The organism is Pedobacter ghigonis (assembly GCF_903166585.1).
Taxonomy (GTDB): domain Bacteria; phylum Bacteroidota; class Bacteroidia; order Sphingobacteriales; family Sphingobacteriaceae; genus Pedobacter; species Pedobacter ghigonis.
Genome location: NZ_CAESCM010000003.1, coordinates 444,572 through 458,837 on the forward strand (window position 1 = coordinate 444,572; position 14,266 = coordinate 458,837).

Here is a 14,266-nt window from a genome sequence, read left to right on the forward strand (position 1 = left end):
GGAAAATAAAAATGTAGTACGGCTTCGTCAATAAAGTCCATACGCTTTCCGAAAAATATTATCTGCAATGTTATCTGTATTAAAGTTGACCAGTAAGCCTAATTTATATCCTGATAACTTTAAATAAGTAAGCAGTTGTTTGTGGTGCACATTCAAAATAAATTCAACAGATTTTAGTTCAACAACCACCTTTTTTTCTATTACGAGATCAAGTTTGTACCCAACATCCACTGTAATTTCTTCATAATACATGGGTAATGAAACTTGTCTTTGTACAAATAATCCAGCCTTTTCAATTTCGTATTGTAATGCCGCTTCATAAGCTGATTCGAGCAAACCAGGACCAAGTGCATTATAAACATTGAAAATGCTGCCACGCACGATATAAGATATTTCATTTTCAGTCATAATTAAACTTAATCATTTCTTCTAAAAAATTAGTTATCAATTTATTATTCAATCTGACCGGAGCGCTGCATAAATAAGCAATCAATACAAGCTGTAAGGGACACTTGGGAGTATCTGCTGAAAAGATTGCTTCGCCCTTTCACCTTGCCCCATTTTTCAGCTGGCAATGACGTATAAAAAATCCGTCATTGCGAAGAGGAACGACGAAGCAATCCTTTTTACTAATCTTAATGCTGACTATTTAAGATTCAACTATACATTTCAAGTCCTCCCGATCTTAATTTCCCTATCATTTCATTGCAGAAATTTAACATCTCTCTGAACATTTATAGCCTTTTGGTGTTCATTAGATACAAATCAAACAAGTCATGAATATCGAAATACGTAAACTAACGCTTGAGGATTACGCCGATCTAAAAGAATCCATGCTCCAGGCTTACGATAGCATGGGTGGTTCTATCTGGCCTAAATCGAGCATTGCAAAGCTTTTAAATCTTTTTCCTGAAGGACAACTCTGTATTGCCGTTGATGATAAGGTAGTAGCCTGTTCGCTATCTATAATTGTAGATTACGATGAATATGGCGACCGCCATACCTACAAACTCATTACAGGCGATTATTCATTCTCTACACATAATCCGAATGGAGATACGCTCTATGGTATTGAGATTTTTGTACACCCCGAATACCGCGGGTTAAGGCTCGGCAGGAGGTTGTACGAAGCCAGGAAAGAACTCTGCGAAAGTTTAAACCTGAAAAGCATCATTGCTGGTGGTAGAATCCCCGGCTACCATACCTATGCCGAAACTTTAACTCCGAGACAATACATTGATAAGGTAAAAGCCAAGGAGATTTACGATCCAACGCTAACTTTTCAGATTTCAAACGATTTTCACGTTAGAAAGGTACTGAAAAACTACCTGCCAGGCGATAAAGAATCGAAGGAATATGCCACATTAATTGAGTGGAACAATATTTATTACCAGGGAGTTGATGCTTCGGCCCGTTCGGCCATGACCATACGTCTAGGACTAGTGCAATGGCAAATGCGCCTTTTCCCAGATATGGAATCATTTTATGAGCAGGTAGAATTTTTCGTTGATGCTGTAAGCGGATATAAATCAGATTTCATCATGTTTCCGGAGTTGTTTAACACCCCTTTACTACAGCCTTACAACCACCTGCCCGAAATTGAAGCCATGCGCAAACTGGCCGAAAAAACAGAAGAAATTGTACAGAAAATGCACGAGTATGCATTGAGCTATAATGTAAATATCATTACCGGAAGTATGCCGCTACTTGATAATGGCAAGCTTTATAATGCCACTTACCTTTGCCATCGCACCGGAAAAATCGACGAATACCGGAAAATCCACATCACACCAAACGAACAGAAGTATTACGGTATGATTGGTGGCGACAAAGTGCAGGTTTTTGATACCGACTGCGGTAAGATAGGAATCTTAATCTGTTATGATGTTGAATTTCCTGAATTGAGCCGCATTTACGCAGACCAGGGCATGCAAATATTATTTGTTCCGTTTTTAACCGATACGCAGAATGGTTATACACGCGTTCGCCATTGCGCACAAGCCCGTGCCATCGAAAATGAATGTTATGTAGCCATTGCCGGGTGTGTGGGCAATTTACCGAAGGTAAACAACATGGATATTCAGTTTGCACAGTCGGCTGTTTTCACGCCGTCAGACTTTGCCTTTCCTACCAATGCCATTAAGGCCGAAGCCACTCCCAATACTGAAATGGTTTTGGTGGTTGATGTAGACCTGCACCTGCTTGATGAGCTTCACCATTATGGTACAGTAAAAGTATTAAAAGATAGAAGAACCGACCTTTATCAGGTTAAACTTCTGAAATAAAAACAAAAATGCCGGTCGCTATTATTGCAACCGGCATTCAATCGGTACTAAAGCTAGTTATTTACGCATAGCGAACCAAACGATTAAAGCAATGATAATCAGTATTGGTAAAACCCATTTCAAGGCCTGTCCTGCCCCATTTACATCTTTCTCAGTAACTGCGGGTTTTGCTGGCCCGGGGTTTTCTTTATGGCTTTCGTAATCTTTTTCTATAGGTCTGTGAGCTCCTCCAGTTTCCGTATGTTTTGGATCTATATTTTCCATGATATTAAACGTTAAATGTGTGCCTAGTTGGTCAAATTCCGGTTCTTAAAAAACTATAAGCTATTTTTTAGTTTCTGTATTTAGAACAAGCGATTAGTAAAAATGTTTTAATGCTAAGCCTTATCTTTGCAAACTGGTGTATAACAATTCTGCAAAATATAGTCAACTGATAAAAGACGAAGCGCTCCGTTTGGGCTTTCTGTCGTGCGGTATTGCGAAAGCAGAATTTCTGGAGGAAGAAGCGCCACGCCTGGAGAAATGGCTGAGCCAAAACCACCATGGCGAAATGAAGTACATGGAAAACTACTTCGATAAGCGACTCGACCCGAGGCTGTTGGTTGACGGTGCAAAATCGGTGATCTCACTTTCGTTAAACTACTATACAAACGAAACACAAAATGACCCCAATGCGCCAAAAATCTCTAAATACGCTTACGGACAAGATTACCATACCGTAATAAAAGATAAGCTTAAAGAACTTACCCATTTTATAGAAACGAACATTGGTGAGGTTTCGGGCAGGGCTTTTGTAGATTCGGCACCGGTTTTAGATCGTGCCTGGGCAAAAAAATCGGGTATTGGCTGGATTGGTAAAAATTCGAACCTGATTAGCAAAAACAACGGTTCTTTTTTCTTTCTGGCCGAGTTAATTATAGATCTGGAGCTGGATTACGACCACCCTTACCAGGCCGATTACTGTGGTAGCTGCACACGGTGTTTGGATGCCTGTCCAACGGATGCGATTATTGCCCCACAGGTTGTTGATGGTACCAAATGCATATCTTACCTAACCATTGAGCTTAAAAACGAGATCCCTGGCGAATTTAAAGACAAGATGAGCAACTGGATGTTTGGCTGCGACATTTGTCAGGATGTTTGCCCCTGGAACCGCTTTTCGAAAGTACATAATGAAGCAGCCTTTAAACCCGAAAATGGTTTGCTGGATTTGAACGCCAAAGACCTGACTGAAATAACTGACGAAGTTTTTAAAAAGGTTTTCAAAGGCTCTGCAGTTAAACGTACTAAGTTTGCCGGGTTAAAACGGAATATTGATTTTTTAAAGCCTGAATAAATGAAAGGTTTGCTCACTGTTTTATTGTTGCTTACAACTTTCTCCTTTGCAAGCGCTCAGGAGCTCAAACTCCCCAAAAGAAAATTAAATGCCTTAACCGGCAAAGCATTTGCACTTAGTATCAGCGATAGCAGTCTCAGCTTAGTGAATCGTGAAAAAATCATATTCAGGGAAATTAAAAAAGGTAACATCCCGGATTTCTTAAGAAAACTGGTGCCTATGGACACACAGTGGACTAATCAGGTAAGTAATCAGACTTACCAAATCCGCTATTATGTGCTTCCAGATTATTTTGCCATCGGCAATAACAACGATTATTTTTATGTCCCGATGACACCCATATTGGCTCAAAAGGTTGCAAGGCTTGCCAAATGTTTGCTCCCTACTAAAACCATTGTCGATCATATTTATAGCAAGGCTACGATAAAACTAAACCCTCAACCTATACCACCAACAAGGGCAATGACCACCTTACCTGTTTTTATCGCGCATACCGATTCAATACAGCAGCAGCTTAAAAGCTTGTTTCCTGATCATCAACCGGGGAGCCTGACTGCCGGAGATAAAAAAGACATTATTATTTCGAATAAAATTTACGGAGAAACAACACCCAGGGTAGTAATTTATGGCTGGCATAAACCAGATGGCAAAGCCATACAGCCGGTTTATAATAAGCATACTAATACCTGGGCCGACTATAGTCATGGACTGAGGTTAATCCAGAATAAAATTTACATCAACAATAAAAAAGCCTCCCTTAAAAAAGTTTTAAAGGAGGCTGAAATATGTGATGCTTTCAGTAATGAAGGCCCGATTAACAAGCCGTATTATCCGATATTTAAATCCTACTAGTTTACAGAGAAACTATTATCGCTCTTAACCTTATCGGGTACATGTGCGCTTCCCATTACTACTTTGGATAGTTTCTTAGTGGTTTTAATTTCAATTTTTACCTGCTGATCACCTTTTTCCCAAACTCCAATGGTACTGTGGTGCTTTTCAGCACTCCCATCAGCATAAGTTAAAGTTAAATCGATAGGCAAAGGTTTAATGCTTTTATTTTCAATTGTAATTACATAACCATTGCTGCTTTTATCTACCGCTTTTATGGCCATATCAGTTACGCCACTTTCAAAAAACCAGGCTTTCCAAAACCAGTTTAAGTTTTTGCCGCTACCTTCGTTCATGCTGTTGAAGAAATCGTATGGCATGGGATGCTTGCCGTTCCAGTTTCTGATATAGGTATGTAAAGCTTTAATAAACAATTCATCGCCCAGATAATCTTTCACAAACAAATAAGCCAAACCAGGTTTAGGATAGGAATTGGTGAAAGTACCCGATCCTTTCAAATCAGGAGTTAAGGTCATAATCGGGCTATCGTCTTTACCGCCCGAGGTAGATGCTGTTGGCTGCACACCATATTCATCAACAATAGTCGAATCAATCATCGGCGATATAAGCCACTCACCTATGGTTGCCCAACCTTCGTCCATCCAACCGTATTTTGTTTCGTTAATACCCATGTAAAACGGAAACATGGTATGGAAAATTTCGTGGTCGGTTAGGGTAATGGCATCAGTACGGTTATCAACCGGGTTATCGTTTACCATCATCGGGTACTCCATCTGGTCTAAACCATCAAAAATCGTTTCGTGGTTGTATGGAAAAGGCCATTTCGGAAAAGTATAACTCATTGATTCGACGGTTTTACGCGCAAAATCAATCACTTCGTAGTAATCTTTGTGTTTTGGATTAAAAACAGCGTCCACTCGGGTACGTCGTTTAGTTTTGGGGTCTACCACCAAACTGCTCGATTTCCAGAGGTAATGATCGCTCAAAGCGAACACAAAATCGGTCACATTTTTTGCTTCAAATTTAAAAGTATTAAACGCATTAGGCTGGGTTACTTTCTTATCAGCCAGATCTTTACCTGTAATCACATCAATTACAGCATCATTCTTCTCAGCCGATAACATTCTGGCTACAATATCTTTCTGAAAAACCTCGTTTGGATTTTTCAAATCACCTGTGGCCCAAACGCCATAACCGCCGGGTACAGTAATGGCCGCATTAAACTGGTCGAAGTCGTTGTAAAACTCTTCCGCTCCGGTATAGGGAAATTTGTTCCAGCCGTCTACATCATCGTAAACAGCAATGCGCGGAAAGAAATAAGCCACAAAGTGAGATCCTTCATCTACCTGACCTGTACGCATATGCGAACCCTTATTTAAAGTATAATTATAGTCAACACTAAAGCTAATGGTTTTACCGGGCAACACAGCAGGCACGTCGACTGTCATGTTGGTACCGTCAATTTTAAAACCGGTGATGGTTTTACCGTTGGCAGCCAGCTTATCAATGGTTACACCTTCGCCTAAATCAGACTCCGAGAATTTGGCTTTCCTTGGTGTTCCTTTTTTGTAAAGATTAGGGTAAAGCTTAAACCAGATTTCCTTTAAAGTATCGGGGCTATTATTGGTATAAACAACCTGTACTTTACCTTTTAACAAACGGCTAACCGGATTAAAATCTACCTGAATATCATACTTTGATGAATTTTGCCAGTAATGTTTACCAGGCTTACCACTGGTACTCCGGGTTTCCTTCTGATAGGTTTGCTGAAATACGGGCTCAATTGGTAATTGCGTTTGCGCATTGGCGCATATTGCTGAACACAGTAAGAGGCTTAATAACTTTATAATTTTCATTCTTAGGGCTTAGAGCATGGCGCTGGGCGTTTAGCATTCGACTTAATTTAACTGAACAATTTAATTAAGCAATACAACAATTAACCAGTTAACCGATTTAAACAATTAACCAACAATCTACTTTCCAAATTTCATTTTCAGCTGCTCCAACATATCCGTGTTGATTGGCTGTGCAGGTTTCTCTGGTTTTGGCTGAGGTCTTTTTTGAAATTGTGGTTTATTAGCTGGTGCACTGTTCTGAGGTCTGGCGCCTTTATTTTCGTTCTTCTTAGCGTTAAACTTCGCCCACTCCTCGTCTAGTTTCTTTTTAGTGTATAACGGAAAATCGCCTTGTTTCATCCAGGCGTAATAGCTTGGCTCTACAGCAAACACCTGTGCAGTTGTTTTGCCTTTATGTTTACCGAAATTGAAGCATACCTCATTATTATCGTTGTATACCATACGACCGGCAAAATCAACAGGTTTATTGATATTGGTAAAAACATGGAGTGCATCCACGTCATTCACTACAGGAATGCTTTTTTCCCCTTGTTTGTTTTCAAACTCGGTTTCTTTATACATTTCCAATTGTCCGAGTAATACTTTGTAAGTAGCAATTACATCAGCTTCGGCAGCATGGGCATTAACTAAATCCTCCTGACAGTAAAATTTATAGGCAGCCTTTAAGGTGCGTTGCTCCATTTGGTGGAATATGTTTTGTACATCCACAAACTTCCGGTCGTTCATATCAAAATCAACCTCGGCTCTTAAAAATTCTTCTAAAAGCATAGGGATATCAAATTTATTCGAGTTATACCCAGCCAAATCGCTATCACCAATAAAGTCTGCAATTTCTACAGCCAAAGCTTTGAAAGTAGGTTCATTTGCAATATCTTCATCGTAAATGCCATGAATAAGGGAAGTTTGTAAAGGGATAGGCATTTCTGGATTTACACGCCAGGTTTTAACAGTTTCAGAACCATCTGGCATGGCTTTTAAAATTGCAATTTCTACAATTCTATCGGCTCCAACATTTATTCCAGTAGCTTCTAAATCAAAAAATGCTAAAGGGCGCTTTAAATTTAATTTCATTTCTTTTGATGTGAGATTAGCGACATTAGATTTGGGATCGGCATGTCAAATTCTTTTTTCCAAAAATGCTAAAAAGGTTTCATTAGTTCTATAAAACCACTTTATTAATTTATAAATTTAATTTTCAAATTATTTTAGAATCTTAATTGCTACACCTAAATTGCGCCAATTTATATACGCTCTAATGAAGAATATATCCACCCTGATTATCCTGTTTTTTTTATCGTTAAGCACTTACGCTCAAAACTTTACTTACGGGGCTGTTACCCACGATGATTATCAATTCGACAGAAAAACGCTTGATAGCAATGCCAATGCCATTGTTTTAAAGGAATTTGGTACTGCATCTATACAGCTCGATGACAATACGCATAGCCTTGTACTGGTTTTTGAGCACCATGTAAAAATGAAAATCTACAATAAAGAGGGTTTTAAAGAAGCCAATATTGTGATTCCAATGTATAAGGATGATAGCCGCGAAGAAACCATCAGCGATTTAAAGGCCTCTACCTTTAACTTAATCGATAACAACTTTGTAGAAACAGTAATGGATAGAAAAGCAGTTTTTACCGAAAACCGGTCTAAATATACCCGCTTAACCAAATTTACCCTTCCTAATTTGAAAGAAGGCTCGGTAATCGAATACAGTTACATTTTAAAATCGCCAAACCTGTTCAATTTTAAAACCTGGGAATTTCAGGGCGACATCCCTAAAGTAAACAGCGAATACCTGGTTTATATTCCCGGAATTTATAACTATAACGTTTCGTTACGGGGCTTTCAAAAACTTACCGATCAAAAAGTAGAGCTAAGCAAAGAATGCCTGCGCTTATCGGGTGCCGCTATCGATTGTTCGAAAATTACTTACCTCATGAAAAATATTCCTGCATTTATTGAGGAAGACAACATGACGGCTCCCAGTAACTTTAAGTCTGCGATTTATTTTGAGCTTTCCGATGTTCAGAATTTAAACGGAGGCAAAACTTCTTATACCAAAACCTGGAAAGATATCGACCACGAGCTGTCGACTGATAAATCGCTGGGCTCGCAGATGAAAAGGAAAGACCTTTTTAAAGACCTTATCCCCGGAATTACCAAAGGTGCTTCTGATGAGCTCGAAAAAGCAAAGGCTGTATTCAATTATATCAAAAAACAGATCAAATGGGATAATTATTACGGAAAGTACTCGCCCGATAACATTAAAAAAGCACTCGAAACACGCTCCGGTAACGTAGCAGATATCAATCTGAGTTTAATTGCTGCGCTTTCGGCTGCTGATTTAGATGCCGAAGCCGTTATTCTTTCTACACGCGATAATGGAACGGTAAACAAGCTTTACCCCGTAATGAGCGACTTTAACTATCTGGTTGCCAAAGTAAATATTGGTGATAAAAGTTATCTGCTAGATGCTACAGAACCACTTTTACCATTCGGACTATTACCACTAAGGTGCATTAACGATCAGGGACGTGTAATTAACCTCAAAAAACCGTCATACTGGATTGACTTAAAAGCGAGCATGAAGTCGGTTACCAACTATATTCTTTCGGGAAAAATGACCACCGATGGTAAAATTGTAGGCACACTTACCACCCATTCGATGGGCTACTCGGCATTTAACAAAAGACGCGATATTTTACGTTATACTTCGCCAGATGAATATGTAGAAAAGCTGGATGAACGCTTAACGCGGATTAAAATAACAGATCACCAGATCTCGAATCTTGATAGCGTAGAAAACCTGCTGACTGAAAAATACGAAGTGGAGTTTACCATAAACGATGGTTCGAACCAGAATCAGTTTTATTTCAGTCCTTTTTTCATCAATCCGATTTCCAAAAACCCTTTCAACTTAAATGAGCGTACCTACCCGGTTGATTTGGGTGCAGGATCTGACGAACGCATTACCCTGAATATTACTTTACCAGCCAAATACCAGTTGCAGGAAAAGCCAAAAGATATGGCTATTGCTTTACCAAATAATGGTGGCAGATATATTTTGTCGAGCAAATTAGAAGAAGACAGCATTAGCTTAAATCAGGTTTTACAGTTTAACAATGCTATTTACCAGCCAGATGAATATCTTTTCCTTAAAGAATTTTACAGCAGGATTATCCAAAACCAAAAGACAGAATTTTTATTAAAGAAGTAAACTAAAATGAGAATACTACTTACCTTTTCCCTTTTATTGCTCGCTTCTTTTACTGGCTTTGCCCAGGATAATTACGATACCGACCTTGTTCCTGCCAATTTGCGTAACCGCGCCAATGCCTGCATCCGTAACGAAGAAACCACCATCGATATGCGCTCGCCGGATAATGTGATGATGAGCGTTAAAAAAGCGATCACTGTTTTTAACGAAAATGGTGAAGATGAAGCACGCCTTGTAATCTTTTATGATAAAAACATCTCCATAAAAAGTATAAAAGGTGAAGTTTACAATGCTGTGGGCAAGTTAACCAATAAGTTTACCCAGAATGATTTTACAGATGTAAGTGCAGCCGATGGTTTCTCGCTTTTTGTAGATAGCCGTGTGAAGCATTATTTGCCATCGGTAAGCCAGTACCCTTATACCGTAGTTTACAATTACGAAATCAGAAACAAACAAAACCTGCTTATCCCCGACTGGACTCCCAAACCAGCCAACGATGTTTCGGTAGAAAAGAGCAGCTATACTTTTATCAGCAAACCAACTGATCAGGTAAGGATAAAAACACAGAACTACAGTGGCGTGCCAGAAGTGATCACAGATGAGAAACAGAAGAAAAGCACCTGGAAAGTTAACAATGTTTTAGCAGTGAGAACCGAGCCCTATAGCCCTGACCCCGAAACTTACCGCACCAGCATTCAAATTGCCCCGCAAGAGTTTTACTACTATGGTCATAAAGGCAATTACACCAGCTGGCAGGATCTGGGCAAATGGATATACGACGATTTGTTAATTACCCGCACGCCATTATCGCCCGCTACCGTACAAATGGTTAAAGACCTGGTAAAAGCAGAAAAAACAGATAAAGATAAAGCCCGTAAAATTTACCAATACCTGCAGGAAAAAACAAGATACATTAGCGTACAGATCGGGATTGGTGGTTTCCAGCCCATTGCTGCCAGCGAGGTAGACCGATTGGGCTATGGCGATTGTAAAGCACTGGTTAATTACATGCAGAGCTTACTAAAAGCCGCCGATATTGATTCGTACTATTGCGTAGTAGAAGCCGGCTCGGAAAAGAAAAGCCTGAACCCGAATTATGCAAGCATGGCTCAGGGCAACCACATCATCCTGTGTATGCCTTTAAAAGGCGATACTACCTGGCTCGAATGCACCAGTCAGAAAATACCATTTGGGTTTTTAAGCGATTTTACCGACGACAGACTGGTATTGGCTTGCACTGCCGATGGTGGCAAATTGCTACATACTCCTAAGCTAACCACAGCCGAAAACAAGCAAATCAGAACAGCTAACCTAATCATTGCCAGCAACGGAAGCATATCGGGTAAAATGAATACCGTTTATTCAGGTGCACAATACGACAACCAGGAATCGCTGATTGGCAAATCGGTAACAGAGCAGCATAAGCTATTAAAAGAAGCCTACAATATCGATAACATTGATTTTGATGCAGTGGTTTTGGCACAAAAGAAAGATGCCGATCCGAAACTAACTGAAGAAGTGAGCCTTAATATCAGAAATTATGCTCCTGTAAATGGTGATAAGATGTTTTTGCAGGTTAATGCCTTTAACATTAAAAAATCGGCACCCGAAATCAGGAACAGAACCCTGCCTGTGTATATTAACCGCGGCTATACCGATGAAGATACGATTGTTTATACCCTTCCTGACGGCGTAGATACAAGCTTAATTGCAGCACAGGATAAGACTTTCAAGAGTGCTTTTGGTCAGTACACCAGCAAAACCAGCGTTAGTGGCAATAAACTTACTTATTACCGCAAATTTGTGTTAAACGATGGCACCTTTCCGGCAAACCAGTACGAAGAATTTTCGAAGTTTATTAACGACGTAAACGGAGCCGATTACCTGAAACTGGCGCTTAGCTTAAAAAAATAATTCCGAGGGCGATACCAATAATCATGATCAGGTACATTAAGATTTCAGTAGAGGCAAATCTTTTGTATTTCGTCCAGAACGAATAATCATTTTCTTGGTTTGGCATAGATTGTAATTATACGCCAAAAGTAGGTAATTAGATTTAAAGATTTGTTATAGCTTTTTTTCATACAGAATAGATATTAACACAATCTGCGTCTTTTTCTGTGAAATCTGCGGGAACAACAAAGCTCAATACATTAAATTATTTTCTCCCGCGGATTTAAGAAGATCAACGCTGATAAATGGACCAATCTCAATCAGCGGTCTCTGCGAAATCTGCGGGAACTATAAAGCTCAATACATTCAATTCTTTTCCCACGGATTTAAGATAATCAACGCAGAATAATAGAACCCAATACATCAGCGCAGTCTGTGAAATCTGCGGGAACAACAAAGCCCAATACATTAAATTATTTTCTCCCGCCGATTTAAGAAGATCAACGCTGATAAATGGACCAATCTCAATCAGCGATCTCTGCGAAATCTGCGGGAATAACAAAGCCCAATACATTAAATTATTTTCTCCCGTGGATTTAAGAAGATCAACGCTGATAAATGAACCAATCTCAATCAGCGATCTCTGCGAAATCTGCGGGAACAACAAAGTTCAATACATTAAATTATTTTCTCCCGCCGATTTAAGAAGATCAACGCTGATAAATGTACCAATCTCAATCAGCGGTCTCTGCGAAATCTGCGGGAACTATAAAGTGCTATGTATTCAATTCCTTTCCCACGGATTTAAGATAATCAACACAGAATAATAATCAGCACTATCTGCGGGAACAACAATGCCCAATACATTAAATTATTTTCTCCCGCGGATTAAAGAAGATTAGCGCTGATAAATGTACCAATCTCATTCAGCGGTCTCTGCGAAATCTGCGGGAACTATAAAGTGCAATACATTCAATTCCTTTCCCACGGATTTAAGATAATCAACACAGAATAATAGAACCCAATACATCAGCGCCGTCTTCGAAATCTGCTGGAAACTTAAGCAACATCCAACCCATTTAAACCACTCAACTCCTTATTCCTCAAAGCTATATCTTACCATTTTAAGTCACAAGAGTGTAAAACAAACCCTGTTTCCAGGTCCATATTTCCTGTTAGGGCAACATTCGGGAGAAACCACCGTATAAATAACTCATTATCAAACAATACTGAATGAAGAAACAAATCCTGGGCATTGCTGCGATTTTTTTAGTGGGGATGAGCATTGTCGGAACAAGTTGGAAAGCCGTGGAGCTTCCACAAACACAACAACAGGCGGTAAAAAACATTGCTGCCGATAGCCTCTACAATCAATATATTACCAACCTCTACCATAGCGTTCATCTCGATTCGGCGGGATTAAACGAACAGGTTTTCGAAAAGGCACTAACCGGTTTCTATAACATGAAATATTCGGGTTTATTAAGTGCCAAATCCATTTTAACCATCGCCGATTTCGACCAGGAAAGCACCAAAAAGCGATTGTACATCATCGATTTAGCACAGAAAAAGCTGATTATGAATACCTGGGTTGCGCATGGACAAAACAGTGGCGGCGATAAACCTGCACATTTTTCGAACAGCGTAAACTCTAACCAAAGCAGTTTGGGTTTTTATGTAACCGGCGAAATCTATTATGGAAAGCATGGGCGTTCGCTTAAATTAGATGGTATGGACCAGGGTTTTAACAATAAAGCACGCGAAAGATCAATTGTGGTACATGGTGCTGATTATGTTTCTCAGCATACCATCAATGAACTTGGCCGCTTAGGCAGAAGTCAGGGCTGTCCGGCGGTATCAGCGAAACTGGCCGATCAGGTAATTAACAACATATCCGATCGCACAGTATTGTTTATCAATAATTCCGATCAATTATACCATTCTTCTTTTTTAAACGAAACACTGGCGGCTAGCGTAGCCTTAAATCAGGAAGGAGTTTTAGCCGCACAGGTTGATTAATGGTGCTTAATATTTTTTGCATTCATATTTTTGGGCAGGAGTTTGATAAAAACGGGTGTGCATGGGGCAAGTAAATCCCATACCCATCTGTTTCCGTCTGCTTCCTTTTCGCCACAATCAACCACTTCGGCTCGTTTCAACAGCTTTTTAACCAGGCTTTGAATCCACTTTACCTTTACCAAACGGTTAAAAGACAAACCCAGGTAATCGCAATACACGTGTACCAAAATCTCCGCAATTAACGAGCGGTTACTAATGGCAAGCCCTTGCCCAAACTCGGTTTTATAATCGGCTTTAATAGTATCTGCAAGTTGGTTAAAACGAATATCTGGCCTAACACTCAGGTATTGCCATAAAGCAGCATTACTATACACCCTGATAATTTTCGGTTCGAGGCCTACTTTAATCAGTTCTCCTTCCAGTTCGTAAGTTTTCTCCATTCAGGCTTAATCCGTTTTTTATAATTAGAGTAAAATACCGGCAATTTGTTAATCCCATTCATATTAAATCTACAACATGGACAAATAGCCCCCTCTTTTGTTTGCTTACAATGCGTAAAGCCTTAATAAGCTTAAATTGTCCATTTTACTTTGAAACCTTCCTGCCGTGCGCAGCGGCAAATCAAAGTTACTTTGAAACCTTCCTGCAGTGCGCAGCAACAAATCAAAGTAAAATGATGATTTCAGCCTTATTCTTCAATTAAATCTATAAGCTGTAGCGCGCTTTTTTTTGATAAAGATAACTGGAACCAAAAAAACGACTGTAAACCTTTGACATTTAACCAAATCCATACCAGGCCATT

General features: G+C 39.6%; 11 protein-coding genes. 6 read left to right on the top strand and 5 right to left on the bottom strand.

Translation table 11 applies throughout. From position 1 onward, the window contains the following. Window positions 1–27 precede the first annotated feature (27 nt). Window positions 28–408, bottom strand: a complete 381-nt coding sequence (locus HWV58_RS07350) for a GxxExxY protein (RefSeq protein WP_175633462.1) — start codon at window positions 406–408, stop codon at window positions 28–30. A gap of 368 nt (window positions 409–776) precedes the next feature. Here HWV58_RS07350 and HWV58_RS07355 point away from each other — a divergent pair, with 368 nt between their 5' ends. Beyond that, window positions 777–2,285, top strand: a complete 1,509-nt coding sequence (locus tag HWV58_RS07355) for a bifunctional GNAT family N-acetyltransferase/carbon-nitrogen hydrolase family protein (protein ID WP_175633463.1) — start codon at window positions 777–779, stop codon at window positions 2,283–2,285. A gap of 57 nt (window positions 2,286–2,342) precedes the next feature. Here the strand turns inward: HWV58_RS07355 and HWV58_RS07360 are convergent, their stop codons facing one another. Then, window positions 2,343–2,549 carry a hypothetical protein gene (locus tag HWV58_RS07360; protein WP_175633464.1) on the bottom strand — a complete coding sequence of 69 codons (207 nt, stop codon included), beginning with the start codon at window positions 2,547–2,549 and terminating at the stop codon, window positions 2,343–2,345. Window positions 2,550–2,685: 136 nt separating this feature from the next. Here HWV58_RS07360 and queG point away from each other — a divergent pair, with 136 nt between their 5' ends. Beyond that, window positions 2,686–3,621 (top strand): tRNA epoxyqueuosine(34) reductase QueG, encoded by a 936-nt coding sequence (gene queG, locus HWV58_RS07365; protein WP_175633465.1) that lies wholly within the window; start codon window positions 2,686–2,688, stop codon window positions 3,619–3,621. Continuing rightward, entirely contained in the window at window positions 3,622–4,473 is an 852-nt protein-coding gene (locus HWV58_RS07370) for a hypothetical protein (protein WP_175633466.1), read from the top strand. On the opposite strand, the gene HWV58_RS07375 is transcribed toward HWV58_RS07370, so the two are convergent. Beyond that, a complete protein-coding gene (locus tag HWV58_RS07375) occupies window positions 4,470–6,329 on the bottom strand; it encodes a M1 family metallopeptidase (protein ID WP_175633467.1) in 1,860 nt (619 codons plus the stop codon). The two genes, HWV58_RS07370 and HWV58_RS07375, sit on opposite strands and share 4 nt — an antisense overlap. 117 nt (window positions 6,330–6,446) lie before the next feature. Continuing rightward, window positions 6,447–7,400 carry an exonuclease domain-containing protein gene (locus tag HWV58_RS07380; RefSeq protein WP_175633468.1) on the bottom strand — a complete coding sequence of 318 codons (954 nt, stop codon included), beginning with the start codon at window positions 7,398–7,400 and terminating at the stop codon, window positions 6,447–6,449. Window positions 7,401–7,584: 184 nt separating this feature from the next. Between HWV58_RS07380 and HWV58_RS07385 the strand changes: the two genes are divergently transcribed. The 3 genes from HWV58_RS07385 to HWV58_RS07395 all read left to right on the top strand — a co-directional run bounded on the left by HWV58_RS07385 (window position 7,585) and on the right by HWV58_RS07395 (window position 13,464). Then, the gene (locus tag HWV58_RS07385) at window positions 7,585–9,552 is read left to right on the top strand and encodes a DUF3857 domain-containing protein (protein WP_175633469.1); all 1,968 of its coding nucleotides are present in this window, start codon (window positions 7,585–7,587) and stop codon (window positions 9,550–9,552) included. Window positions 9,553–9,558: 6 nt separating this feature from the next. Next, window positions 9,559–11,466, top strand: a complete 1,908-nt coding sequence (locus HWV58_RS07390) for a DUF3857 domain-containing transglutaminase family protein (RefSeq protein WP_175633470.1) — start codon at window positions 9,559–9,561, stop codon at window positions 11,464–11,466. 1,212 nt (window positions 11,467–12,678) lie between these two features. Further along, on the top strand, window positions 12,679–13,464 hold the full coding sequence (locus HWV58_RS07395; protein ID WP_175633471.1) for a murein L,D-transpeptidase catalytic domain family protein: 786 nt from the start codon (window positions 12,679–12,681) through the stop codon (window positions 13,462–13,464). Here the strand turns inward: HWV58_RS07395 and HWV58_RS07400 are convergent. Beyond that, window positions 13,461–13,904 (bottom strand): hypothetical protein, encoded by a 444-nt coding sequence (locus HWV58_RS07400; RefSeq protein ID WP_175633472.1) that lies wholly within the window; start codon window positions 13,902–13,904, stop codon window positions 13,461–13,463. The genes HWV58_RS07395 and HWV58_RS07400 overlap by 4 nt on opposite strands. Window positions 13,905–14,266: the final 362 nt, after the last annotated feature.